The 26,315-nt window shown below is 35.1% G+C and carries 23 protein-coding genes; 4 read left to right on the top strand and 19 right to left on the bottom strand.

Features of this window, described 5'->3' with window-relative positions; translation table 11 throughout:
- Positions 1-44 precede the first annotated feature (44 nt).
- Entirely contained in the window at positions 45-1,955 is a 1,911-nt protein-coding gene (gene yidC / locus ACFO5O_RS02290; RefSeq protein WP_387960557.1) for a membrane protein insertase YidC, read from the bottom strand.
- Positions 1,956-2,015: 60 nt separating this feature from the next.
- On the bottom strand, positions 2,016-3,659 hold the full coding sequence (locus tag ACFO5O_RS02285) for a CTP synthase (RefSeq protein WP_387960555.1): 1,644 nt from the start codon (positions 3,657-3,659) through the stop codon (positions 2,016-2,018).
- A gap of 177 nt (positions 3,660-3,836) precedes the next feature.
- On the opposite strand from ACFO5O_RS02285, the gene ACFO5O_RS02280 reads away from it, so the two are divergent.
- Both ACFO5O_RS02280 and nudK read left to right on the top strand, forming a co-directional pair.
- Complete coding sequence (locus ACFO5O_RS02280) at positions 3,837-6,236, top strand: alpha-L-rhamnosidase-related protein (RefSeq protein WP_387960553.1); 2,400 nt, start codon at positions 3,837-3,839, stop codon at positions 6,234-6,236.
- 15 nt (positions 6,237-6,251) lie between these two features.
- Positions 6,252-6,833, top strand: coding sequence for a GDP-mannose pyrophosphatase NudK (gene nudK / locus ACFO5O_RS02275; protein ID WP_387960551.1), 582 nt, complete (start codon positions 6,252-6,254; stop codon positions 6,831-6,833).
- A 38-nt stretch (positions 6,834-6,871) separates the two neighbouring features.
- Here nudK and ACFO5O_RS02270 read toward each other — a convergent pair whose 3' ends face one another.
- The 7 genes from ACFO5O_RS02270 to bshC all read right to left on the bottom strand — a co-directional run bounded on the left by ACFO5O_RS02270 (position 6,872) and on the right by bshC (position 14,956).
- The gene (locus tag ACFO5O_RS02270; protein ID WP_387960549.1) at positions 6,872-8,095 is read right to left on the bottom strand and encodes an ATP-binding protein; all 1,224 of its coding nucleotides are present in this window, start codon (positions 8,093-8,095) and stop codon (positions 6,872-6,874) included.
- Between the two features lie 26 nt (positions 8,096-8,121).
- Positions 8,122-8,694, bottom strand: coding sequence for a cysteine hydrolase family protein (locus ACFO5O_RS02265; RefSeq protein ID WP_387960547.1), 573 nt, complete (start codon positions 8,692-8,694; stop codon positions 8,122-8,124).
- Positions 8,695-8,872: 178 nt separating this feature from the next.
- Positions 8,873-9,106, bottom strand: a complete 234-nt coding sequence (locus tag ACFO5O_RS02260) for a DUF3820 family protein (protein WP_387960545.1) — start codon at positions 9,104-9,106, stop codon at positions 8,873-8,875.
- Between the two features lie 3 nt (positions 9,107-9,109).
- The gene (locus ACFO5O_RS02255; protein ID WP_387960543.1) at positions 9,110-9,589 is read right to left on the bottom strand and encodes a DUF922 domain-containing protein; all 480 of its coding nucleotides are present in this window, start codon (positions 9,587-9,589) and stop codon (positions 9,110-9,112) included.
- Positions 9,590-9,706: 117 nt separating this feature from the next.
- The gene (locus tag ACFO5O_RS02250; RefSeq protein WP_387960541.1) at positions 9,707-11,644 is read right to left on the bottom strand and encodes a LysM peptidoglycan-binding domain-containing protein; all 1,938 of its coding nucleotides are present in this window, start codon (positions 11,642-11,644) and stop codon (positions 9,707-9,709) included.
- A 25-nt stretch (positions 11,645-11,669) separates the two neighbouring features.
- A complete protein-coding gene (guaA, locus tag ACFO5O_RS02245) occupies positions 11,670-13,205 on the bottom strand; it encodes a glutamine-hydrolyzing GMP synthase (protein ID WP_387960539.1) in 1,536 nt (511 codons plus the stop codon).
- Between the two features lie 146 nt (positions 13,206-13,351).
- Positions 13,352-14,956 (bottom strand): bacillithiol biosynthesis cysteine-adding enzyme BshC, encoded by a 1,605-nt coding sequence (gene bshC / locus ACFO5O_RS02240; RefSeq protein WP_387960537.1) that lies wholly within the window; start codon positions 14,954-14,956, stop codon positions 13,352-13,354.
- Between the two features lie 116 nt (positions 14,957-15,072).
- Here bshC and ACFO5O_RS02235 point away from each other — a divergent pair, with 116 nt between their 5' ends.
- Positions 15,073-17,574 (top strand): M14 family metallopeptidase, encoded by a 2,502-nt coding sequence (locus ACFO5O_RS02235; protein ID WP_387960534.1) that lies wholly within the window; start codon positions 15,073-15,075, stop codon positions 17,572-17,574.
- A 96-nt stretch (positions 17,575-17,670) separates the two neighbouring features.
- Positions 17,671-18,381 carry a membrane or secreted protein gene (locus ACFO5O_RS02230; RefSeq protein WP_387960532.1) on the top strand — a complete coding sequence of 237 codons (711 nt, stop codon included), beginning with the start codon at positions 17,671-17,673 and terminating at the stop codon, positions 18,379-18,381.
- A 17-nt stretch (positions 18,382-18,398) separates the two neighbouring features.
- Here ACFO5O_RS02230 and ACFO5O_RS02225 read toward each other — a convergent pair whose 3' ends face one another.
- The 10 genes from ACFO5O_RS02225 to ACFO5O_RS02180 all read right to left on the bottom strand — a co-directional run bounded on the left by ACFO5O_RS02225 (position 18,399) and on the right by ACFO5O_RS02180 (position 26,305).
- Entirely contained in the window at positions 18,399-19,094 is a 696-nt protein-coding gene (locus ACFO5O_RS02225) for a type 1 glutamine amidotransferase (RefSeq protein ID WP_387960530.1), read from the bottom strand.
- 62 nt (positions 19,095-19,156) lie between these two features.
- Complete coding sequence (gene rimO, locus ACFO5O_RS02220) at positions 19,157-20,467, bottom strand: 30S ribosomal protein S12 methylthiotransferase RimO (RefSeq protein WP_387960528.1); 1,311 nt, start codon at positions 20,465-20,467, stop codon at positions 19,157-19,159.
- A gap of 80 nt (positions 20,468-20,547) precedes the next feature.
- Positions 20,548-22,191 carry an amidase family protein gene (locus ACFO5O_RS02215; RefSeq protein WP_387960526.1) on the bottom strand — a complete coding sequence of 548 codons (1,644 nt, stop codon included), beginning with the start codon at positions 22,189-22,191 and terminating at the stop codon, positions 20,548-20,550.
- Positions 22,192-22,220: 29 nt separating this feature from the next.
- Positions 22,221-23,174, bottom strand: a complete 954-nt coding sequence (gene ftsY, locus ACFO5O_RS02210) for a signal recognition particle-docking protein FtsY (protein ID WP_387960524.1) — start codon at positions 23,172-23,174, stop codon at positions 22,221-22,223.
- A gap of 209 nt (positions 23,175-23,383) precedes the next feature.
- Positions 23,384-23,536, bottom strand: a complete 153-nt coding sequence (locus ACFO5O_RS02205) for a DUF4295 domain-containing protein (RefSeq protein WP_119029514.1) — start codon at positions 23,534-23,536, stop codon at positions 23,384-23,386.
- A 6-nt stretch (positions 23,537-23,542) separates the two neighbouring features.
- The gene (gene rpmG, locus ACFO5O_RS02200) at positions 23,543-23,725 is read right to left on the bottom strand and encodes a 50S ribosomal protein L33 (RefSeq protein WP_007648529.1); all 183 of its coding nucleotides are present in this window, start codon (positions 23,723-23,725) and stop codon (positions 23,543-23,545) included.
- 27 nt (positions 23,726-23,752) lie between these two features.
- The gene (gene rpmB / locus ACFO5O_RS02195) at positions 23,753-23,989 is read right to left on the bottom strand and encodes a 50S ribosomal protein L28 (protein ID WP_387960520.1); all 237 of its coding nucleotides are present in this window, start codon (positions 23,987-23,989) and stop codon (positions 23,753-23,755) included.
- 112 nt (positions 23,990-24,101) lie between these two features.
- The gene (locus tag ACFO5O_RS02190; protein ID WP_387960518.1) at positions 24,102-25,349 is read right to left on the bottom strand and encodes a competence/damage-inducible protein A; all 1,248 of its coding nucleotides are present in this window, start codon (positions 25,347-25,349) and stop codon (positions 24,102-24,104) included.
- A 2-nt stretch (positions 25,350-25,351) separates the two neighbouring features.
- On the bottom strand, positions 25,352-25,693 hold the full coding sequence (locus ACFO5O_RS02185) for an Hpt domain-containing protein (protein ID WP_387960516.1): 342 nt from the start codon (positions 25,691-25,693) through the stop codon (positions 25,352-25,354).
- Complete coding sequence (locus ACFO5O_RS02180; protein WP_387960514.1) at positions 25,694-26,305, bottom strand: fumarylacetoacetate hydrolase family protein; 612 nt, start codon at positions 26,303-26,305, stop codon at positions 25,694-25,696.
- Between the last annotated feature and the right edge of the window lie 10 nt (positions 26,306-26,315).

Here is a 26,315-nt window from a genome sequence, read left to right as displayed (position 1 = left end):
GAAATTGTATTACCAAAAAAGCCACCCATAAGGTAGCTTTTAATTTATTTTCGTTTTTGTTGTGCTTTCTTTTGTTGTTCAGCTTGCTCCATCATTTCCTGCATTTTCTTTTGAAAACGGTTTTGCTTTTTAGGCTTCTTTTTGTTTTCTTGAATACGTGCATGGATCTTATCCTCATCGATAATATAATTTTTTATCACTAACATAATACCAATGGTAATCATGTTAGACACAAAATAATATAAACTCAATCCAGAGGCATAGTTGTTAAAGAAGAACAACATCATAATGGGTGAGAAATAAATCATATATTTCATCATTTTGCCCATATCTGGCATGCCTTCTTGGGTTGGTTGTGATGCCATTTGTTGGCCTGTTGTCATTTTCATGTAGATAAAAATGGCGATCGATGCCAAAATTGGAAATAAACTTACGTGATCTCCATAAAACGGAATATGAAACGGAAGTTTCGCAATGGTATCATAAGACGATAAATCTTCGGCCCACAAGAAACTTTTTTGACGTAAATCAAATGCTGAAGGAAAAAACTGAAAAAGGGCATAGAACACCGGAAGTTGCATCAAAGCAGGTAAACAACCTGCCATTGGGCTAGCTCCAGCTTTACTATAAAGCGCCATGGTTTCTTGTTGTCTCTTCATTGGATTGTCCTTATACTTCTCTGAAATTTCAGTGATTTCAGGTTTTAACACCTTCATTTTGGCCTGAGAAACATACGATTTATAAGTAACCGGAGACATGAGAATTCTAACTAATATGGTCATGAAAACGATGGCCAATCCGTAAGGTAAAAATGAACTTAAAAACCCAAATAATGGAATGAAGACGTAGCGGTTAATCCAGCCAAAAATACCCCAACCTAAAGGCACTATTTCATCTAAATTTCTGTTGTAACCATTAAGAATTTTGTAATCACTAGGACCATAATACCAGTCCATTGATTTGTTCAGCTCACCACCTTGAAGCTCTAAAGGTAATTTAGTAGCAAATGTTTTGGTAAATACTGTATCTATTTCTTCATCTTCTACCAAGTTTCTTGATTCTAAACTTGCCGTTTTAAACGGTGAATCAGCTAATAAAATTGAAGTAAAGAAGTGCTGTTTATAAGCCACGTAAGTAACATCATTTGCTTGGTCGTCAGTTACTGCTTGCTGACCTAAATAATCATCTTTACCATCTTCATATTCAAATACTACTTCGGTGTATCTGTTTTCGTACGAAATACTTTTGGCATTACGATACGTTTTCAATCTCCAATCTAAAGTAACTTCTTGAGAGCCATTAATGATATCATTTAAGCCTTGTGATCGAATTGTAAAATCGAACATGTAATCATCGGGCTTAAGCTCATAGCGGTATTCCAAAAATTTAGATTCTGACACCTTCAATTTCATGGAAACTATGGTTAGGTCTCCGTTTTTGGTAATCGTAGGCTGAAAATATAAATCTTGAGTATTTAGTATTCTGTTGTCTGTAGTTGCAAAATTAATATTGAAAAGTGCATTACCATCTTTTATTATATAGATAGGAATCGAATCGTAATTCACATAATTCTTCAATTTAACTTCTGACAGATAACCGCCCTTGTTACTGAATTTAAGTGACAGTACATCGGTTTCTATTAAAGTTTCTGTATCTGTTGCAGAAGGCAAGGTTGATGCATAAGCAAAAGCACCCAATTTGTTTTGCAAACTAACTAATTGCGTAGAATCAGACACCGAAGCATTACTAAAATCTTCACTAGAGCTTACAAAAGTCTCTTCTTGATTTTTACTAGTATCTGCTTTTTTTTCAGCCTCTACCTGCTCTTGTTTCGCCTTTTCCTGTTCTGCTAATTGTTCTGGCGTGGGTTGATTTTGCCAAAACATGTATAAAATAATTCCAAAAATAAGGACAAAGCCTATAGTGGAATTCAGATCAAATTTTTTTTCTTCCATGTGTTTAAGTGTCCCTTTTATGTAGGGCGTAAATACGTTAATTTATCAAAATGCTCTCCATTATTGATTTTGTGCCATACTGACACTATTTTTATTTTTTTTAAAATTCAATGCGGCTTGTACAAATGCCACAAACAAAGGGTGCGGATTAGATACCGTACTTTTATACTCTGGATGGTATTGTACACCAACGAACCAATTGTGAGTTGGAATTTCGATAATCTCAACCAGTTTTGTATCAGGGTTGATCCCTGTAGCAATCATTCCAGCGTCTTCAATTTGAGTTTTATAATGATTGTTGAACTCATAACGGTGACGGTGACGCTCTGCGATGGTAGATGTATTATAAACAGATTTTACAATACTATCCTCTTTTAAATCACAATCCCATGCACCAAGTCTCATAGTACCACCTTTATCTGTGATAGTCTTTTGAGATTCCATAAGGTCTATTACAGGATGTTCAGTATTGGGATTCATTTCGGTTGAATTGGCTTCAGAAAGACCTAGCACATTTCTAGAATATTCAATAACTGCCATTTGCATCCCTAAACAAATTCCAAAAAATGGAATATTTTGTTCACGTACAAAACGTACCGCTTCAATTTTACCTTCAATTCCACGTTCTCCAAAGCCGGGTGCCACTACAACGCCATGAAGGTGTTGCAACTTTTTGGCCGCATTTTTTTCAGTTAAATATTCAGAATGAATAGATTCTACTTTAACTTTCACTTCGTTTTCGGCACCTGCATGAATAAAGGCTTCCAAAATAGATTTATAGGAATCTTGCAATTCTACATACTTCCCAATTAAACCAATTGTTACTTCTCCTTTAGGGTTCTTGTGACGTCCTAAAAACTGGTTCCATTGGGTTAAATCAGGTTCTGAACTTTCCAAATTCAACTTTTTAAGCACCACTTTATCCAATCCTTGAGAAAGCATTAGGTTTGGTACGTCATAGATGGTTGAAGCATCAATGGCTTGAATAACGGCTTCTTCTCTAACATTACAAAACAATGCCAATTTAGATCGTAAATCTTCTGGTAGTTCGTGCTCTGTTCTACACACTAAAATATCGGCCTGTACTCCACTTTCCATTAATGTTTTTACACTGTGCTGTGTAGGTTTAGTCTTCAGTTCACCTGCTGCCGATAAAAACGGAATTAGGGTTAAATGAATAACCAAGGCATTATGTTTGCCCAAATCCCAGCGCATTTGACGTACAGCCTCTACATAAGGCAAGGATTCGATATCACCAACAGTACCTCCTATCTCTGTGATTACAATATCAAATTCTCCAGATTTACCTAATATTTGTATGCGTTCTTTGATTTCATCGGTAATATGTGGAATGACCTGAACTGTTTTCCCTAAAAATTCACCACGACGTTCCTTCTCAATAACACTTTGATAAATGCGCCCAGTAGTAACATTATTAGATTGACTTGTTGGAACGTTTAAAAAACGCTCGTAATGCCCTAAATCCAAATCGGTTTCAGCGCCATCATCTGTTACATAACATTCTCCATGTTCGTAAGGGTTTAAGGTTCCTGGATCCACATTGATATAGGGATCTAATTTTTGAATTGTAGTCTTATAGCCTTGTGCTTGTAGAAGTTTTGCCAGAGAAGCTGCAATAATCCCTTTCCCTAGTGACGATGTTACCCCACCGGTAACAAAAATATATTTTGTGGTCGTACTCATGATGCGCTGTTAAACGCAGGCAAATTTACAAAATTTAAATAGTTATCATTGCATTGTTTCAAGTTAATTCGTTTCGTTTTTTTAAGACCGAATTAAATTCAGCAAAAGCCTATTCATTTTGAATTTAAACTTGAAAAAGCCTAATTTCGTTTCCTGCCATTTTAATTTCAATGTCTTATGAAAAAATATTCCTCATTCTGTTTCATCATATTGATATTAATGATCCTAATGAGCTGTAAGCGTGATGCAACATCAAACTTCGAAACTTTAAGCACTCAAAGCCCATCAATAGTTGGCAAGCCCGAGTATTTAAATTCACCTTATGTAACTGCGGGAAATAGAGTATATATGGTAGGACATCAGGATGGTAGTTTTCCAGATTTGGGTTGGCATATTAAAGGCGAAATGGGCGGTATATGGAATCATCCCATAAAACTTATGGATGGGTTTGACATTGAAGTATTTGATACCTTGGATACATTAAAACTTAATAAAGCCAACCGTTTTACCAATTATCCATTTGTTAACAAGCACAGTTTTTCATGGGATGAGAAACGCATTGAAATTGAGCGTTGGCAATTTGTACCTGACAATGATCAAGGCATAGTGATTCAACTTATCATTAAAAATCTGGGAGACAAAAGAAAAATGAAGCTAAAATTTACTGGTCATTCCGATTTACGTCCAACTTGGCTTGGTGAACGCACTCAAATGTTTGATGGAAAAGATAAAGGCATCTTCGATGACCTTAACCAAGTTTGGATAATAAAAGACAGCTTAAATCCTTGGTTTACGGTTTTTGGTGGAGGTTTAGAGTTTAGTGATAAATCTAAAACAAAGCAGCTACAAACAGAAAAAAACACCTCATCCAATAGTTTAGAACATGAAATTTTACTAGCTACTGGTGAAACCCATGTGGTAAATTATGTTATTGCCGGTTCATATACATCAGAATCTGATGCCATAAATACTTTTAAAACTATAAAAGATAGTATTGCATCTAAATTTATTTCAAAACAAGAACGCTACAAAACATTAGCAAAACAATCCAAATTGACTATTCCAGATAAAAACATTCAACAAGCATTTGAATGGCTAAAGTACAATTGTGATTGGTTGGTAAGAACCGTTCCAGAAATTGGAACTGGTATCGCAGCCGGAATTCCTGACTACCCTTGGTGGTTTGGTGTAGACAGTGAATATGCTCTCAAAGGTTACATGGCCATTGGTCAGAAAGATGCCGTTTATAGTACCATACAGTTATTGGACAGCGTATCCAATGCCGTTAATGGTAATGGCCGAATTATCCATGAAATGTCAAGCAATGGAGCAGTTTTTAATCCAGGCAACATCAATGAAACGCCTCAATTTGCTTCGTTAATTTGGGAAATCTACAAATGGAATGGCGACATCAATTTTTTAAACACATATTTTCCAACGATTCAAAAAGGACTGGAATGGCTGATGAATGAAAATGACGAAAATCGAAATCTATTTCCTGACGGATTTGGTATGATGGAAATTCATGGTTTGGATTCTGAAATGATTGATGTGGCTGTTTATACCCAGCGAGCTTTTGATGATGCTTCAAAAATGGCTTCTGAATTAGGTAAAACTCAACTTTCAAAAACCTATAAAGATTTGGCCAATCAACTTAAAGCTAAAATAAATACTGAATTTTGGTCGGAAGACTTTAATTCCTACGCCGATTTTATAGGAACAGATACACAAGCACTTCATTTAATTGATGACGCTATAATTCGAGCAGACACCCTTAATAAACCTTGGGCGGTTAAAGAATTACGTCAAACCAAACAAGGTATTTTAGCTAATCCTTCAAAAACATTAAAGCCATTTGTATTACACCATAATTGGGTAGTCAACACACCTATGGAAATGGGAATTGCCGAACCTGAAAAAGCAAAAAAAGCATTAAAAACAGCCGAATCGTTTGTAAATCCTTTTGGCGTTTTTGTAACAGGAATTGACCGAGATGAATCAGCCGGAACTGATGAAGGTTCGTTTAAAGGCAGTAAATCCTTCTCATATACTGGGGCTGTTATGACATTACCAACTAGTGTTTTAACTATTGCAGAAAACAATTATGGCAATCCAGATAAAGCTTTGGAATACCTAAAGCGTATGACCAAAAGTTTTAGTTATGCTTTTCCAGGAAGTATGTACGAAGTATCACCAGATTACGGCATGATTACGCAAGCGTGGACCATTTATGGTTATGCCATCCCAATTATACAGCAGTTTTTCGGGATTCAGCCTATGGCTTCAAAAAAACTGGTAACCATTCAACCCCAAATGCCAAACTCTTGGGATTCTGCAGCTATTGAAAATGTTAGTATTGCTGACAATTTGGTATCAGTATTCTATAATCGTTCTAAAACCGTCACAGAATTAAAAGTAATGCAGGACAATACCAACTGGACACTCGAGATTGTTATTCCTAAAACTGATTTTAAAACTTTTGAAATTGACAAAACCCAAATCAGCGTTGAAGAAAATGACGATTCTTTTACTTTTAAAACCAAATCTAAATCTGCTATTTTAAAGCTGAAAAACTAAAACGCTACTATACCAATGGAAAATAATGTAGAAATATTGGAAACCGAAGTTTTATCAAATAATTGGTATACACTACTAAAAGTTACCTATAACTATTTAAAGCGTGATAACACTTGGCAAACTCAGGTTAGGGAAGCTTATGATCGTGGCAATGGAGCTGCAATTCTACTTTACAACACAAAAAAGAAAACTATAATTCTTACCAAACAATTTAGGTTACCAACATTTATTAATGGAAACAAAAACGGGATGATGATCGAATGCTGCGCCGGTTTGCTCGACAAGGATCATCCTGAAGATTGTATTAAAAAAGAAGCTTTGGAAGAAACGGGTTATCAAATCAAAAACGCTAAAAAAATATTTGAAGCCTATATGTCGCCAGGTGCCGTGACCGAGATCCTTCATTTTTTTATTGCTGAATATGATGACAGCATGAAAATCACTGAAGGTGGTGGTTTAACGCAAGAACAAGAAGACATTGAAGTAATTGAGTTAAATTTTGAAATGGCTTATGATATGATTGCCAAAGGAGACATTAAAGACGCAAAAACCATAATGCTTTTACAGCATACCAAAATTCATATGTTTTATTCCTAACCTCACTGTCGAGTTGAATTTAGAAATTTTAAATTGGTTTATTTCTTTAGAGAGAAATAAAATGTAGAACCTAGGCCTTCAGTACTTTCTAGCCAAATACGACCATCGTAAAAGCTTACTAGTTTTTTAACTATTGACAAACCAACCCCAGACGAAACTTTTTTAGTACTCAAGGATTGAAATATTTCAAATATTTTATGATGATACTTTTCATTAATGCCAACACCATTGTCTTTTATTGAGAACACATGATGTTTTGGTGCTTCATTTACATTGATATTAATGGTGCCCTTGGGTTTATCTATAAACTTAATAGCATTTTCAATTAAATTTTGGAAAATTTGGGTAAATTTAGTTCTATCCCCAATGCATATAGGAAGTTTTGAATCTATATTAACCTTAATATGTTCTGGAATATAAATTGTTTTAATTAATTCTTGCACAAGGATTTGGCAATCTACTTTTTCCTCTGAAGAATTTTCATAATCTAGTTTAGAATAATTTAATGTTCTCGCAATTAAATTATCCATATGCATTAAAATACCATCAATTAAATTTAAATTTTTTAAAGTTTCAACATCTAGTGATGACTCATTATCTTCTTTGATCCAATGCACCAGAGCATTAATCGATCGTAATGGCGATTTTAAATCATGTGAGACAATGTGCACATATTCTTCTAACTGCGATTGATACCTTTCAATTTTCTCAAAATGTTGTGTTTGAATAATTTTTGTTGCAGCAATTGCAGCTATAGTTGATAACGTTTTGATTTGGGATTCTTGAAAAAAATCGTGTATTGTGTGCTCAAAAACCATTACCCCAATGACTTCCTCCTCATGATGCAACATGGGTATTCCGATTTTAGAATAAGTAGTACCAAAACCATGTTCAGAATTATCACTATTTGATATTGTTTTATACTTTTCTGGAGATTTTGATGTAGCAACTTTATCAACAATGGGTTCTATATCCCCAAAGGGAACTTTTTGGCAAAACAACTCTTGATCGTTAGTTTCATTCCCTTTTACTTTATAAAAAGCTTGAATTTCATGCTCTTCTTTAGACAAATAAATATTGCAATTATTAAAACCGAAGTGTGATTTAAAATACTTATAAAGATTTAGTACAATATCATTGGTAGACTTACTTTCATGAATTAATGTAGCAAAAGTATTGATGAGTTTTAACTCTCTATTAGTTGAGGTCAATTCTTCAATTAATCTATTTTGAATTTCAATACTTAAGTAATTATTATCCATTCTGCTATTAAGAAAAATTGAAGTAACTAAATCAATGCCCCTGAGAGACAAGAGTCGGCATACAAGGGAAATATATTGTCAAAAAAGAAATCCTTCTCAAACACTGTTCGACTCGAAATACAATCTGATAACATTGTAACTTTAAATCCTCTTTCTACCGCAGACCTGCCCGTAGAATCAATGCAAATGGAAGCTACTGTACCTGCCAAATAAATATGCTCAATTCCGTGATCAATTAAGGTTTGTTCTAAATCTGTATTAATAAAGGCATTTAACCCTAATTTACCAGGAATCTCAATTATTTGGTCACCAAATGATTTAATTTCATCTATAGTTTCTGATCCCTTACATCCAGCTTTAAATGCCCCAACCTCCTTTATGGTCTTTAAAATTCCTACGGGTTCAGACAATTCGGTGTAATTCTCAGAAAAGATTATTGGGGTTGAAATAATTAAAAAATCATCAGCCTTTTTTACTAGATTAACTGTGTTTTCAATAATATTAGAAAATTTAGAAGATTCTTCTACAACACTTCTGAGTATACCATCTTTAGCGAAGTAATCATTTTGGTAGCCAATTAAAATGATAGCCTTTTTCATTCTTGTTTAATTTTTAAGCGATTAATAAATATAGCTGCAATATATCCCTAATAATTACTTAAACTTTTGAAGATAATTTGAATGGGCGATTACTGTCGATAAAACAACATTATGTGTAGACCAATGGTATTTGGGTTCGATTACTTCAAACGTAAAATTACTTTAACTCTATTTTAATTTAAGGCAAAGGATATTTTAGTTTAATGGTTCTAACCAATTCTTCTAAACCATTTAGCTTAAGTTCATAAACCGTTTGCAGCATCATTCCTAAAGCTCCTTTAGGAAACCCTTTGGTATGATACCAGACAATGTAATATTCGGGCAAGTCTATTAAATAACGATCCTTGTATTTGCCATAAGGCATTTTGGTATGCGCTAATTTGATCAGAAAATTTTTATCAGGTTGTAACAAGAACTAGTCTTTTGATTTATAAGGTTCGTATTTTCTTAATTCTTCTGCTACAAAAACCATCCATTTTGCTTGAGCAATTTTATCAATAGAGTTATTGCTTTCTTTGTCATACTGGTTTTGCATTTCAGCAAGTTCTTTATTTATTTGGGCATGTAACCTATTAAGTGTTGTATTTAATTGTTCTGAAATTTTCACTTCACTTATACGCTTTCTAAACTTTCTTACATGTAATTCAGTGATGTCAAAATGCAATTGTTCATGAGCTAAAATATAGTCATTAGCTAATTCCTTTTTTACCCATGACTTGTCAGGATAAAAATGAGCTTCTACATTGGCACTAAAATCAATAATTTTTGAATCTGTTCGTTGTACCGAATAACCAAATGTTATTCCAGAAGCTGTTACGGCTACCGCACCCGATTGATTCTTGGCCGGGCCTCTAAAATCATTCCAGCTCAATTTAATATCATCCCGCCAGGACATTGTGGTATCGTTGCTGGGTACCACAAAAAAAAAGATAAGGCTATATATAAATATCTTTAACTGCATTATTTCTGTAACGCCTTAATATTTAGAAAAGTATATAAACTGTGAAAAGTCCTAAAGTTTAGCCTCAACAATGGTTAAATCATCATATTTTACAACATAAACAGCTTCGTTATAAAAACCTCCAAATAACTTTTTGGCATATCTAAATTTATTTTCGACATACTCGGTTTCGATATCGCTGGATGAAGCTTTATACAAATCGTCATTTGAAGCTAAACGCAGTAAAATATCCATGGTTAAGTCAAATCCTCTTGTGGCATATTTACTAGGTTCTACATTGTAAATAGATTTGTATTTGCTCACAAAGCTATTTGGTATTGAGGCATCAAAGCTTTTATTTGGAGATGGATAATGGAATTTAAGGTTTGATAAATGGATATTTGAAACATTGGCTTCATCATCAAATGCTGAAGACTTATTTGTTGTGAACAATACAATATCATAGACCTGAATTTGGTCTTCAGAAACTTTTTGACCGTTAAGGCCATTAAGCATACTAGTGGCATTTGAAATGAATCCACTGTTTTTTGTTTCTATAAATACTAGGTTTTGCCCTGGTCTGAAGGCACGTTTTAAATCATCTAGCACTAAATAGTAAAGATCTTTACCATCCTTGTCTTTTTTAGAAAATAATTGTTTGGCACCTGGAAATTCAGCTTTCAAGCGATTGCTTTTTGAACGGTGTTTCTCATCAGCAATAATGATGATGTTCTTCCTAACTGAATCTGATTTTACATAGTTAACAATGGCTTTTTCAAGCATTTCTTCTGTAGGAATGGTTTGAAACACATTATCATATAAATGTTCTGGTATCGTAAACGGTGAAACTACTGGTGTATGGTTTGATTTTAATTGCGAAGCCACGCGTTCAAAATTGGGAGCCATTAATGGTCCAATTACTGCATCGTAATCTGAAAAATCATCAGAGTTTAATATTTTACTTACTTCAGAAATTTGATTTCGGGTATCATATACTTTTAAATGTGAGGAAATTCCTAATTGCTTGGCAGAGTCTAAAGCCAACAACACACCCGAATGAAAATCTAATGACAACGATAAATAACCATCATTTTTAATAGCACTTTTAGCTTCAGCAACAGAATCAATATCTATTCTATTCAATCTAAATGGCAACATTAAAGCTAATTTTTTAGTGCCATAATTTTTAATGGATTTGGATAAATTAGTATTGGCTACATCTTCAACTGTGTAGTCTAATTTGGAATTAGAAGGAATCTTCAAAATCATTCCTAGTTTTAATCCACTTTCAGCTAATCCAGGATTTAAAGCTTCGAGTTCTTGTTGAGTCACCCCAAATTTCCGGTTTAAAGCCATAAATCCTTCGCTTTTTAAAACCGTATAATAATTATAACGATCATCTACTTGAGTTTCTTCAACATTAGATATATTTGGAACGATAAGTTGATCACCTGGCTGAAGCACTTCGCTCATTGTTGGATTTAAAGCCTCCAACTGCGGAATCGTCAAACCAAATTTGTACGCTACTCGCCATTTACCCTCTTTAGGTTGAACGGTATAGGTTTTAAGTGTATTGGTTAAAGTGACTTCAGAAACTATAGTCTTGTACCTAGGTAATTTAAGCTTATCTCCTTTTTTCAAGGTTTCAGAATACAGAAAAGAATTGTGTTTTTTTATATCGTCTATTGGAATATCGTACTCCTTTGAAATATTATATAGTGTTTCTTTACGTCCTACTTTTATAGTTTTGAAACCAATTAACTCTTTTACATCACCAACAGGACCGTTTTTATCAATTTTTGTTATAGGAATAACCAAAGTAGTCCCTTGAGAAATCCCTCTCTTTGCATCTGGATTAAGGGCATAAATATCAAAAGGCGTCACTAAATATAGTTTTGAAATATCTTCTATGCTTTCACCTGCTTGAACATTGTGTTTTACAAAGGATTGAGCATTCGACACCACATTAAATAGTAATGTGATCAGTGTTATTAAGATAATTTTTTTCATTTCAACTATATTTATACTAACTAATTTACTCCCACTCAATAGTAGCAGGCGGTTTAGAACTAATATCATATACTACTCTATTAACGCCTTTTACCTTATTTATTATTTCGTTAGAGGTTTTTTGTAAAAATTCATAGGGTAAATTTACCCAATCAGCGGTCATTCCGTCAGTACTTTCTACTGCTCTCAAGGCCACACATTTTTCGTAAGTACGCTCATCACCCATCACTCCTACACTATTTACTGGTAACAAAATTGCACCAGCCTGCCATACTTTATCGTATAAATTCCAAGATTTTAAGTTGCTTATAAATATAGCATCAACCTCTTGTAATATACGAACATTTTCTCTAGTTAGACTACCTAAAATTCGTATCGCCAAACCAGGTCCTGGAAATGGATGACGTCCTAAAATATTGGGATCCATCCCCATGGAAGCACCAACACGACGTACTTCATCCTTAAATAAAGCCTTTAAAGGTTCCACAACTTTAAGCTTCATAAAATCAGGCAAACCTCCAACATTGTGATGACTTTTAATAGTGGCACTTGGACCACCAGTGGCCGAAACACTTTCAATCACATCTGGATAAATAGTGCCTTGTGCCAACCATTTCACATTTTCAATAGCATGGGCTTCATCGTCAAAAACCTCAATGAACACGCGACCAATTGCTTTACGTTTTAACTCTGGGTCGCTTATGCCTTCCAAGGCATCCAAAAAGCGTGCCGAAGCATCAACTCCTTTAACATTAAGCCCCATGCCTTCATACTGATTTAGGACACTATCAAATTCATTTTTACGAAGCAACCCATTATTTACAAAAATGCAATACAGGTTTTTTCCTATAGCTTTGTGCAATAAAATTGCGGCTACAGAAGAATCAACACCACCCGATAATCCTAAAACCACACGATCATTACCTAGTTTTTCTTTTAACTCATCAACTGTTTCCTCTACAAATGATTGAGGCGTCCAGTCTTGTTCTATACCTGCAATGTCAACTAAAAAATTCTCTAACAGTTGTTTACCATCTGTAGTATGATATACTTCGGGGTGAAACTGAATAGCGTACGTAGATTCACCTTCAATTTTGTAAGCGGCATTCTCAACATCATGAGTACTCGCCAGTAATACGCCATTTGTTGGTAATTTTTTAATGGTATCGCTGTGGCTCATCCAAACTTGACTTCCTCTAGAAATTCCCGAGAAAAAGGCTTCTTTATCTTTTACAAAACTCAAATTGGCCCTTCCGTATTCACGTGTATTTGACGGAGCCACTTCTCCTCCTGAAAAATGTGCTAAATATTGAGCTCCATAACAAACTGCTAACATTGGCTTTCTGCCTCGAATTCGAGACAAGTCTGGATGTAAAACATCTTCACCTCTTACCGAGTTTGGGCTGCCAGATAAAATAACTGCATTAAAGCTGTCTGGATCTGTTGGAATTTTGTTGAATGGATGGATCTCACAATATATGTTGAGTTCCCTTACACGGCGAGCAATTAACTGTGTGTATTGCGAGCCAAAATCTAAAATAAGTACCTTGTTGTGTTGCATGCGCAAAAATAACAATGATTTAGGAATTACGTTTTAAGAATTCTGATTTTTTTGCCACGAATTCATAATTACCTTTTTGTACAAAATTCCGAATTGTGAAGCATTAAATTACAATCTAAACCAAAAGCCTTTTCGCATTTGCAGTATTACATTTTCAATACCAAAAATTCGGCTTTTAGGGGCTCAAGGTAATTAATAAGTTTGGCAAGGAATTCTTCTCCATTTTCGAGATAAAATTCTGAAAAATTGGTGTATCGTTCTTGCAAACTTTGATTAGGAAACAATTCATTTTGAAGATCTACAGCACGATCCAACACCTCATGTAACTTACGTTTTTGAGCTTTAAGCAAACGCCTTTCAAGGTGCTCCAATCCTTTAATTTGTTTACGCTCTTGTGCAGCAACAGCACCAATAAAGGAATTATCGGTTTGTTTTGCCAATTGATACAGGGCTTCAAATTGCTGTTCTAAATGAGTTTTTTGAGCCGAGAAATCAATATCAATTTTAGAATGAATTTGGGTCACTTTGTTTAAAAGTTGATCTTGACTTAAGAAAAGATCTTTTACTGAAAGTTGCAATTTTTGAAGTTTATCCAATTGCTTTTCTGAAATCATCAATGCAGAATTACGAAGTAAGAGCAATGGAAAGGTCACCTTTTGTGCTTCAAAATTAGATTTTAATTGTAACCAATAAGCCAATTCACCGCCACCGCCTATATAACAAAGATTTGGTAAAATTACTTCCTCATACAAAGGTCGCAAAATCACATTAGGGCTAAAACGTTCGGGATTGGAATATAGCTCATTTAAAATTTCATCTTTTGACCATGATATATCTGTTCCATAAACGCTATACTTTCCATCAACCTCAACAATGCGTTCTCGCAGATTCTTATGTAAATAAAAAAGATTGATTTCTCTAGGGTTAACCTGTATTTTATAGTTCTGATCGGTCAAATTGTTAATCTGTGCATTTGTTTCAGAAACTAATTTAAAGGACGTTTGATTAACCAATTCATCCTCCATAATAGGGATAAATAATCGTTTCAAATTTTTATCATTACCATCGAGGATCACCAGCCCATGGTCCTTAAAAAATTCATTCACCAAAAAACGCATGGCATCCGTTAAATTTTGATGCTTCAAATAAGCCGTTTTGAACAATTCCTTTAACACTTTTGCATTGGTGGTAGAGTTCAATTGACCTGAAAACACTTCATAAACTTCATCTAGTCCTTGTAAATCTAATTCGCCAACTGCACCCGTAGATTCTCGATTCCACTGTATTTTTTTTCCATCAAAATTAAAATAGTTGATTTCGTCAAAATCATGATCTTCACTTGCCATCCAATATACTGGCACAAAAGAATACTGTGGATAAGTTTCCTTTAATTGTTTACATAAATTAATGGTAGAAACGATCTTATAAAAAAAGTATAGAGGCCCAGTAAATAGATTTAATTGATGACCTGTTGTCACCGTAAATGTATTTGTATCCTTTAATGCTTCAATATTAGTAGATGTGCTTTTTGAAACAGTAAGATTTTTGTATTGTGACCGTAAACTAGACACCAAAGTCTCCCGAAATTCTGAATTGAAAGACAATTGTTTTTCATCGATTTGAATCTTGAAATTGTCGAGATTGGGATATCTATTATAGAAGGGTTTAAGCTGTTGCTTTTCATCCAAATAGTCACAAATTAAAGACGAAAAGTAATGGGTATCTCTAAACGGAATACAGTCTGTTGGCATAGTGTCATTAAAAATCTGTTGTAAATATAAGGCTCTTAAATATTTTATCTCCTAAATTTTAGTTAATTCGTTTGCACTTACTATCTTTATCCTCATTCATTTTTAAATCCATTTTAATGCAAAAATTATATGCGTTTTGTGTTGTCGCAATCTTTTCAATTTCCTTATCATTTGCACAACAAATTCAATCTCCAGATACTTTTTTAGGTTATGAATTAGGCACCAAATTTTCAAGACATCATCAAGTTGTTGACTATTTTAAATATGTGGCCACTCAAATGCCAAATCAGGTTCAATTAGAACAGTATGGCAAAACCAATGAACGACGTCCATTGATGGTTGCCTATATTTCTTCGGAAGAAAACATGAAAAACCTTGAAATCATTAGGGAAAATAACCTTAAAAGCGCAGGTATTCTCAATGGAAATTCAGACTCCAATAAAATTGCCATTGTATGGTTGAGTTATAATGTGCATGGCAATGAAGCCTCCAGTACTGAAGCCTCAATGAAAACCTTATACACTTTATTGACTCAAAAACAAGATTGGTTAAAAAATACGGTGGTTATTATTGATCCTTGTATCAATCCAGATGGACGCGATCGTTATGCCAATTGGTTTAATGAAACAGCGAGTACACCTTATGATATAGACCAACAAGCGAGTGAACATAACGAACCTTGGCCTGGTGGACGACCAAACCACTACCTTTTTGACCTCAATAGAGATTGGGCTTGGGCAACGCAAGTAGAGTCTGCTGCACGTTTAAAAATCTATAATAAATGGATGCCTCAAATTCATGTGGATTTTCATGAGCAAGGCATTAATGAGCCCTATTATTTTGCACCAGCAGCAGAGCCTTTCCATGAAATAATTACCGACTGGCAACGTGATTTTCAAACTCAAATAGGGAAAAATCACGCGAAATATTTTGACGCCGAAGGTTGGCTTTATTTTACAAGAGAGCGTTTTGACCTATTTTATCCTAGTTATGGTGATACCTATCCTACGTATATGGGCGCCATAGGTATGACCTATGAACAAGCGGGTCATGGTAGAGGTGGATTAGGCATTTTAAATGATGAAGGAGATGAATTAACTTTAGTTGATCGGGTTGCACATCACACCACTACAGGACTTTCAACCGTTGAAATCGCATCTAAAAATGCTGAAAAACTGAATAGCGAGTTCAAAAAATTCTTTGATAATTCGGGTTTAAAATATAAAAGCTACGTACTGCAAGGAAATACAGACAAAATTGAAGCGGTAAAGGCTTTATTAGATAAACATGAAATTTTATATGGTCACGCATCGAATGGCAAAGTGTCGGGATTAAAATATTCTACATCAAGCCAAGGCAGCGTGAATACCACGACTAATGATTTGGTAGTAAGTGCAAATCAACCTAAAGGGAAAATGGTGAAAGTACTTTTCGAGCCTAATGCTAAATTAAGTGATTCGCTCACTTATGACATTACGGCTTGGAGTGTACCTTATGCTTACGGACTTGAAGCCATTGCAAGCACAAGTTCCGTTTCAACTGCTGTAGTAGGAAAAACACCAAGTCTAAATACTATGAGTCCTTCGGCTACTGGTTATGTTTTGCCATGGAACACTTTAAATGACGCCCAATTTTTAGCCGATCTACTTAAACAAAATATAAGAGTACGCTTTACCGAAAAACCCTTTACAACTGATGGGAAAAGCTTTGACCGAGGTTCGCTTATTATTGTTAGGGGAGACAACAAAAAAGTGAGTGATTTTGATAACAAAGTTATACAAACAGCAAATGCCCATAAACGCAGTTTACACGCTGCGGCTTCTGGATTTTCGACTTCAGGTCCTGATTTTGGGTCGCCTGACATTAAATTGGTGAATCCCCCAAAAGTCGCCATGATATCTGGAGAGGCAACTTCTTCATTAAACTATGGCGAATTATGGCATTTCTTTGAGAAACAACTCAATTACCCTGTGACATCTATCAATTCAGAGCATTTTAGTTATATCAATTTGGACAAGTACAATGTGCTTATAATGCCCAGTGGGAATTACCGAAGTATGCTAAATGACAATGGAATGAAGAAACTTCAAGACTGGGTTAAAAATGGTGGAAAGGTAATTGCTATTGATCGTGCCTTGAATGCCTTTGCCAATAAAGATGGATTTAGTTTAAGCTCTAAAAAGGAAGACAAGAAAGATGAGGACAAGGCTGATAAAAAAGAAAACCTCATCCCATACGCCGATAGAGAACGTGAATATGCCAAAAATCTAATTACAGGCGCTGTATTCGAAACCAAAATCGATGCTACACATCCCATGGCTTTTGGCTACAGCAACAGCTATTTTACCTTAAAATTGGGAAGTTCTGCCTATAGTTTATTGGAAAGTGGTTACAATGTAGGGTATTTGGGGGAAAACCCTAGAAGTGTTTCTGGATTTGCAGGAAGCGAGGCTGTTAAAACATTAGGAAAAACATTAGTATTTGGTGAAGAACGACAAGGTAATGGTAGTGTGATCTATATGGTAGACAACACCATGTTTAGAAGTTTTTGGGAAAACGGAAAATTGTTTTTAGTTAATGCCATCTTCTTTGTCAATAATAATTCTGCAGAATTGTAAAACAACCATTTAATTCTATAATGTTGATTTCATAAAGTTCAATTGTTTTGACTAAATGTGTTATAAATAATCTTTAATATTTAATTCTTATTAGTTATGAAAACGATAGTTACATTACTTGCTTGTATTTTCACTTCAATAGGAGTCACCAGTCAATCTGTAATAGGAGCTTGGGAGTGTTATCATACTTCCGAAACAGGTGAGGAACTTAAAAGTGTTGTGATTTTTTCAGAAGGCTACCAAGTGCTTACCACCTACAATGCTATTTCTGGTAAATTTATTCATACTAATGGCGGAATTTGGAAATTGGAAGGTGATATGATGACCGAAAAAGTAGAATTTCATACTGATAATGCAGACCTAGTAGGTCAAGAATTTAGTTTTAAAGTCTTTATTTCTGATTCTACATTAAGCGTTGATGGTAATGAACTTCAATTTAAGAGACTTGACTCTGGAGCTCCAGGCCAACTGCAAGGTGCCTGGTTAATGTCTGGTAGAGTTAGAGATGGCGAAACCCAGTTGAGAGACACTTCTGGACCTAGAAAAACCATGAAAATATTGTCGGGCACCCGTTTCCAATGGATTGCCTATAATACAGAGACCAAACAATTTATGGGCACTGGAGGAGGAACTTACACAACAATTGATGGTAAGTACGTTGAAAACATTGGGTTCTTTTCACGAGATGATTCTAGAGTAGGCGCCAGTTTAGAATTTGATTATAAATTGGTAGATGGAAACTGGCATCATTCAGGCTTGTCTAGTAAAGGCGACCCCATTTATGAGATTTGGAGCATTAGAGAGTAATATTCTCTATTTAGTACTTATTGATTCAGAAAGAACTCAAAAAACACTTTTGGAGTATTAAATGAAGGAATCCGTTCTACCATAACATCCACATCAAAACCGTTCTTTTCCAAAAGTTTTCTATCCTTTAAAAAGTACTTGTTTCCTTGCTTTAAATTGATTTCTGGATGAAATTGGGTACCCAATAAACGTTTTTCTTTATTTATATAAGCTTGAATAAGGGAATGACTATTTGTGGCTATGATTTCGGAACCTTCAGGGAGTTCAGTCACTTCATCAAAATGGTGTTGCCAAATACGTTCCACTGGATTTAGGTTCAATAATTGTTGCCCTAATACATTAAACTCTACTTCTCCCCAACCGGCTTCCATTCCTTTTAGTGTTGCTCTCACTGCATTTTCACCTACCAATGCTAGTGCCATTAGCTGATGTCCATAACAAATACCAAACTGCCGAGTCCCTTTTCTCACTAAATCTTGAATGTAATTGACCGCTTCTTTGGTAAAAGGTGAAGGATCATTGATAGATAAGGTCGAGCCCGTATGTACCACATGAGTAAAATCCGCTTCAATTAAATCGTCGGGAAATGAAGCTTCGTTGGTGATGTGTAAGGCCGTTACCTCGACATCAAAATTTCGATTAAGAAAACTTTTGATAATAGGGGTTTCAAACTGGTCAACCGAATAATCGAGGATGAGGACCTTTGATTTCAAATGATAAAAATTTAAGATATTAATTTAATCTTCCACACACGTCGTCACGTTCCATGTGACAATTAGTTGGACTTAACAACTTCTCCAAACAAGTCGAAATCAGCAGCGTCTATAATTTTCACAAAAGCAAATTCACCCGTCTTCAAATATGTTTTAGAAGCATCAATTAAAACTTCATTATCCACATCAGGAGAATCAAACTCGGTACGACCCACAAAATAATTACCTTCTTTGCGATCGATAACCACCTTAAACTCCTGCCCTATTTTTTCCTGGTTCAATTCCCAGGAAATTTGGGACTGCAGTTCCATGATTTCATTGGCGCGTTGCTGTTTAACGTCTTCAGGCACATCATCTTCCAAGTTGTAGGCATGTGTATTTTCCTCATGGCTATAGGTAAAACATCCCAAACGTTCAAATCGCATCTCACGAACCCATTCTTTCATTTCTTGAAAGTCGGCTACAGTTTCACCAGGATAGCCCACAATAAGTGTAGTTCGGATAGTCATATTTGGCACGGCCTTTCTAAACTCATTAAGTAATTTGGTGGTTTTCTCTTTTGTTGTCCCGCGTCGCATACTTTTTAAGATATGATCTGAAATATGCTGGAGTGGGATATCGATATAATTACAAATTTTAGATTCACGATTCATAACATCCAGTACATCCATCGGGAAACCAGTTGGAAATGCGTAATGTAATCGAATCCATTCAATACCATCTACCTTGACTAGAGCCTCAAGTAATTCGGCAAGATTTCGTTTTTTATATAAGTCCAAACCGTAATATGTAAGGTCTTGGGCAATTAAAATGAGCTCTTTAACCCCTTTAGCCGCTAGCTTTTCAGCTTCTAAAACCACCTCTTCAATAGGTGTACTTTTATGTTTACCTCGCATCAATGGAATGGCGCAAAAACTACAGGGACGGTCACAACCTTCGGCAATTTTTAAATAGGCATAATTTTTTGGTGTTGTAGTTAGTCGTTCACCAATAAGTTCATGCTTGTAATCAGCGCCTAAAGCCTTTAGCAATGCAGGCAATTCAGTGGTTCCAAAATATTGGTCAACATTAGGGATTTCCTTTTGCAAATCGGGTTTATAACGCTCACTCAAGCATCCGGTCACAAATACTTTATCTACTTCGCCAGCTTCTTTTTTCTGCATGAATTCCAAAATGGTATTCACACTTTCCTCTTTGGCATTATTTATAAAACCACAGGTATTGATAACAACAACATTACCTTCCTCTTCATGAACAACATCCTTACCACTGGCTTTTAGCTGTCCCATAAGCACTTCACTGTCATAGACATTTTTACTACAACCCAGTGTTATAACATTGATTTTATTCTTTTTAAGTGTCTTTGTTCTCATGCGAAAAATTAAGGCAGCAAAGATACGTAATGATTGTTGATATATACTACGGTTTACTACAAATCAATGTATTTGAATAGCTAGTTATAATCCTTTGGCAATCGGCGCATTTTAGAAGCCTGCTCAAAGGCATACGCCCATTGTAGAAGAAATTTTTCCTGCAAGCGACCACCAATAAATGTCAATCCTCTTGGTTTCCCTTCCATATCGTATCCCATAGGGACAGTTATAGCTGGATATTCAGCTACGGCCGCAAAACCAGCGTGGTAATTATTTATGGATAGAATACCATCTAAATTGTTTGCTTTCATTGGGATGTCAAAAAATGATTGTCCTCCTTTTTTAAGTGAAGATTTGATAGCTTCAAACTCCTCCTCTGTTGCATTGTCGGCCATAATACCATGAAATAGTCTTTGCCCATAAGGCATCATATTAACAGAGTCTTTCTCATTATATACAATCACATCACTAACAGAGCCCACTGCAACAGAATTATCGGCTGCGGTAGAAAGATAAGTTGGTAAATCTTTTTTCATGTCGAGATTTAACAGACGTCTGAAATCTTTAAGTTCAATTGATTCGCCTTCAATTTCAACAACTTCAGCCCCTTGAGATTTTAAAACATTTATGGCGTTGACATATAAGGAATCTTCCATTAATCGTTTAATGGCTCCAAAACGTTTTCCTTTTAAAGTGCTCTCTTCTAGCCCATCCAAATAAAACCCAGGCTCCCAAAGTGCAAAAATGGATTTAGGATCGGATTTGTCTTCACCAAACATAGCATCTAATAGAATTACATTATCCATGACATTTTTTGTCATTGGGCCAGGAGTATCCAATGTAGATGAAATAGGCACAATCCCACTTCTACTCAATAAGCCAATGGTTGGCTTCAACCCTACAATTGAGTTTTGGCTCGAAGGTGACAAAATAGAACCTGAAGTTTCACTACCCACAGCCGCAGCACAAAAATTGGCTGCAACAGCAACGCCACTTCCCGAACTAGAGCCACCAGTATCCATAATCCGTCTACCATAAGGGTTAAGTGTCTGTCCTCCAATAGCACTGTAGCCACTTGGGCAATCACCGCAGAAAAAGTATGCCCACTCACTTAAATTAGCTTTACCTAAAATAAGGGCCCCTTTAGATTTTAGTTGATTTACAATGAATGCGTCTTCGGCGTTATTATAACGAAGTGCAACAGCCCCCGCCGTAGTAGGCATGCCTGAAGCATTAATATTATCTTTTAACAATACAGGCATTCCAAAAATTGGATGTTTCATTCTTTTATTACGGAATTCAATATCCTTTTGTTTGGCTTCATCAATAATATTGGGATTCAAGGAAATCACTGAATTTAGGGATAAGGGATTTTCTCTGTCAAAGGCCCTAATTCGAAATAAATAGAACTTTACAAGTGCTTCATAGGATAACTTCCCATCACGAATATGATTTTGAAGCGTAGGAATGTCTTGTTCTAAAACTAACGGTTTTAAACTTTGGTATTGAGATTCAGAAAAGGTTTCCATGTCCTTTTTGAAAGGTTCCCAAAGACTATCAATATTAATGTATTTTGAATCTAAAACTTTGAATTCCCGAAAATCTTTTATCGCGAGAGAATCAGTTTTAGTAGTATCTTCAGAAGGTTTGGTTTCATTGGAATTAGCTGGGCCTTTACAAGAATATATAAAAGCGGCTACACAGAAAAGATGGAAAAATTTCATGAATTAATATTTTTCCTAAAAATACTCATTTATTTAAAAAACGAATCCACAAATTCGTATTTGTTGAATACTTGAAGGTCTTCCATTTTCTCACCTACTCCAATATACTTTACAGGAATTTGAAATTGATCGGATATGCCTATAACCACACCACCTTTTGCTGTGCCATCTAATTTAGTAACCGCTAATGAGGTTACTTCGGTTGCAGCCGTAAATTGTTTGGCCTGTTCAAAGGCATTTTGACCTGTAGAACCATCTAAAACCAACAATACATCATGAGGCGAATGATCTACAACCTTTTGCATAACACGCTTCACTTTGGTCAACTCATTCATTAAATTTACCTTATTGTGCAAACGACCAGCCGTATCAATGATGACCACATCGGCATTTGTGGTTACAGCACTTTGTAAAGTATCAAAGGCTACTGATGCAGGATCGCTTCCCATGGATTGTTTTACAATAGGAACCTGAACGCGATCAGCCCAAACTTGTAATTGGTCTATAGCTGCTGCTCTAAAGGTATCAGCTGCACCTAAAACAACATTTAAGCCTTGCTTTTTGAATTGGTAAGCCATTTTGCCAATGGTTGTTGTTTTTCCAACGCCATTTACACCAACTACCATAATCACATAAGGTTTATGTGTTTTTGGGACAGTAAATTCGGTTTCCTCACCTACATTGGTTTCAGATAGTAAACCAGCAATTTCTTCCCTTAAAATTTCATTAAGTTCTGCAGTGCCCAAATATTTATCTTTAGCGACGCGTTCTTCAATGCGCTCGATTACTTTTAAAGTTGTGGCCACGCCTACATCACTTGTAACCAAAACTTCTTCCAAATTATCGAGAACATCATCATCTACTTTAGATTTCCCAGCAACAGCCTTGTTAAGTTTATTGAAAAACGATGTTTTTGATTTCTCTAGACCTTTATCTAAAGTTTCTTTTTTTTCAGAAGAAAATATTTTTTTAAAAAAACTCATTGTTGTTTGTTGTTTATTGTTTGCTATAAAGTTGCAGTTTATTAAACTGTCTTCAACTTCACAAAATCCCTTCAAAGAAGGAAAAGAACAATTACAAATATCCTGCCTTAATAATATTATTGTAAAAATGGCAGAGAAAAGTTCAAATATAGATATAAAAAAACTGCTTTCAAATGAAAGCAGTTGTAATTAAATATGGTGATTTAATCTTACTTTTTGTTTAAAAAATCATTCACAAACTCTGGAGCCATAACTGATTCAACAAACATATACGCTCCTGTTTTAGGAGACTTTACCATCTTGATCGCTTTTGTTAAACGTTTTGATCCTGTTTGTAAGGATGCTACTGCTTTCTTTGCCATGACTTATTATTTTATCTCTTTATGAACTGTCATACGCTTTAAGATTGGATTAAATTTTTTAATCTCCATTCTGTCAGGCGTATTCTTTTTATTTTTAGTTGTAATGTAACGTGAAGTTCCTGGTTGACCAGACTCTTTATGTTCTGTACATTCTAATATTACTTGTATTCTATTACCTTTCTTTGCCATTTTACGTGTCTTTAACGCGTGATGCTATTATTTTATAAATCCTTTAGCTTTAGCTTGTTTAAGCGCTGCAGAAATTCCAATTTTGTTGATGGTCTTCAATGTAGAAGTTGCTACTTTTAAAGTTACCCATTTATCCTCTTCAGGAATATAAAAACGCTTCTTGATTAGGTTGGCGTCAAATTTACGCTTTGTTTTATTCATAGCGTGTGATACGTTGTTTCCAACCATCGCTTTTTTCCCAGTAAGTTCACAAACTCTTGACATTCTTTCTAACTTTAAATATGTTATTCCTATATGATTTAAAAAACCTAATATGGATATTTTAAAACAGGCTGCAAATTTAGTAAAAGTTTACAATATCAGCAAACTAATAATCTTACTTTTTTAAAATTTCTTTTTGCAGCATTTCAAACGACTTGTTTACGGCCTTTTGAATAACTTTAGTTCGATGATTTCCAAGATTAAATTTTTCAGAATATACCGCTGTTTTAGTGGCTATTGCTATGAATACTGTTCCTACTTCAGCATCGCCATCTCCTTTGGTTGGACCAGCATTTCCAGTTGTTGCAATGGCGAAATCGGTGTCAAATAATTTTAAAACCGAAGCTGCCATGGCTTCGGCCACTTGTGAACTGACAACAGAATACTTGTTAATTAAGTCTGCAGATATCTTCAATACGTTAATTTTTGTCTCTGTTGCATAGCTTACAACACTTCCTTTAAAATAGTTGGAAGCGCCTGCAATAGCTGTTATAGATTCAGCTATTTTTCCGCCGGTACAGCTTTCTGCAGTCGCAAGGGTTCTCCCTAAAACCGTTAGCTGCTTTCCTATTACAGCTTCAAGTGAATCGTCTTCTTCAAATCCCACAAAAATATCCTTAATCTGTGGCAATAACAGTTTGATCTGTTTGTCAATTTCAGATTCAATTTCATTCTTATCCAAGCCCTTTGCCGATAAGCGCAAACGCACACGGCCCAAACTAGGTAAATAGGCAAGCTTAACAAACTTTGGCAAGGCATCTTCCCAAGCTTCAATTCGTGCTGCTAAACTACTTTCACCTAAACCATAGGTTAATACTGTTTTATGGAGAATGAAGGGGAATTTAAACGTACTTTGAAGCTTTGGAATCACTTCGTTTTCAATAAGTGACTTCATTTCAAAAGGTACTCCGGGAAGCGAAATAAAAACTTTATTTTCTTTGCGAATCCACATCCCTGGCGCACTTCCAAATTTATTCATCAACACTTCGGCACTTGAAGGTATTAAAGCCTGGTCTAGATTTACCTGTGTAGGTGTTTGATTAATATAGTTTTTCCAAAGGGAAATAATATTGTTAGTCACTGCCTGATTACGCACAAGATCATCGTTAAAATAATCGGCTATAGTTTTTTTGGTAATATCATCCTTTGTTGGACCCAACCCTCCGGTAAGAATGATAATATCTGCATTGTCTTCAGCTTCCTTTAATGCTTTTAAAATGTGCTCACGATCGTCTTGAACTGAAGTAATTTGATATACTGAAACCCCAATTTTATTGAGCTCTTTAGCTATAAATGCTGAATTGGTGTCAATAATTTGGCCGATGAGAATCTCATCGCCAATGGTTATGATTTCGGCTTGCATTATTATAGGTTGAAATCAGACTTTATTTCGGCTACTGCGAGCTCAACAGCAGAAAGAACTAGTTGAAGTTTATCTGAAACGTCTTCGTCACTTTTCTCAAATTTACCCCAATCCTGAACGTCTATTAAATCTTGTAGTACTCCCAGTTCAAATAAATCAACAGTTGGTTTCATTTTATGGGCGGCCTGATATGTAGTAAAAAAATCTTTTTCTGCAACCGCAGCTTTTAATCGTTGAGCATCTTCAGGTACTTCTTCTAAAAACGCTTCGGCAAGTGCCTTTACAAAATCATCATCACCTCCGGCCAATTCTTTAACCCGATCTAATTTATAATGCTGTTCCATTTATCTTATTTTAACCGAAAACATCGGTTTGTTTTCTAAATATCCTGTTAACTCGTCACCTGCACTTACCTTGCCAACCCCTGCCGGCGTCCCCGTAAATATAATATCTCCAATCTTTAAAGTAAAATATTTCGAGATATATTCGATGATTTCATCAATTTTCCACAACATCAAGCTGGTATTTCCTTCCTGAACAACTGCTGTATTGTTCTTAAGCGAAAAATTAATATTATCTACATCTATAATATCTTTTGATTTAATCCAATCTCCTATCACTGCTGCTCCATCAAAACCTTTTGCCTTTTCCCAAGGCAACCCTTTATCCTTCAATTTTGCCTGTAAATCTCTAGCCGTAAAATCAATTCCTAAACCTATTTCATTATAGTATTTGTGAGCAAATTTTTTATCGATATACTTACCAACTTTATTGATTCTTACCAAAACTTCTACTTCATGATGAATATCCTTAGAAAAATCTGGAATAAAAAACGGTTGTTTTTTAGCCAAAATGGACGAATCTGGTTTTAAAAATACTACTGGGTCTGTTGGCCTTTCGTTTTCCAGTTCTTTTATATGATCTGCGTAATTACGACCTATACAAATGAGTTTCATTATTAATAGT

Origin of the sequence: Geojedonia litorea, assembly GCF_042654525.1 — a bacterium.
Classification (GTDB): domain Bacteria; phylum Bacteroidota; class Bacteroidia; order Flavobacteriales; family Flavobacteriaceae; genus Geojedonia; species Geojedonia litorea.
Note: the sequence above shows the minus strand (reverse complement) of the source record. Positions and strands in the feature narration are given on the sequence as shown.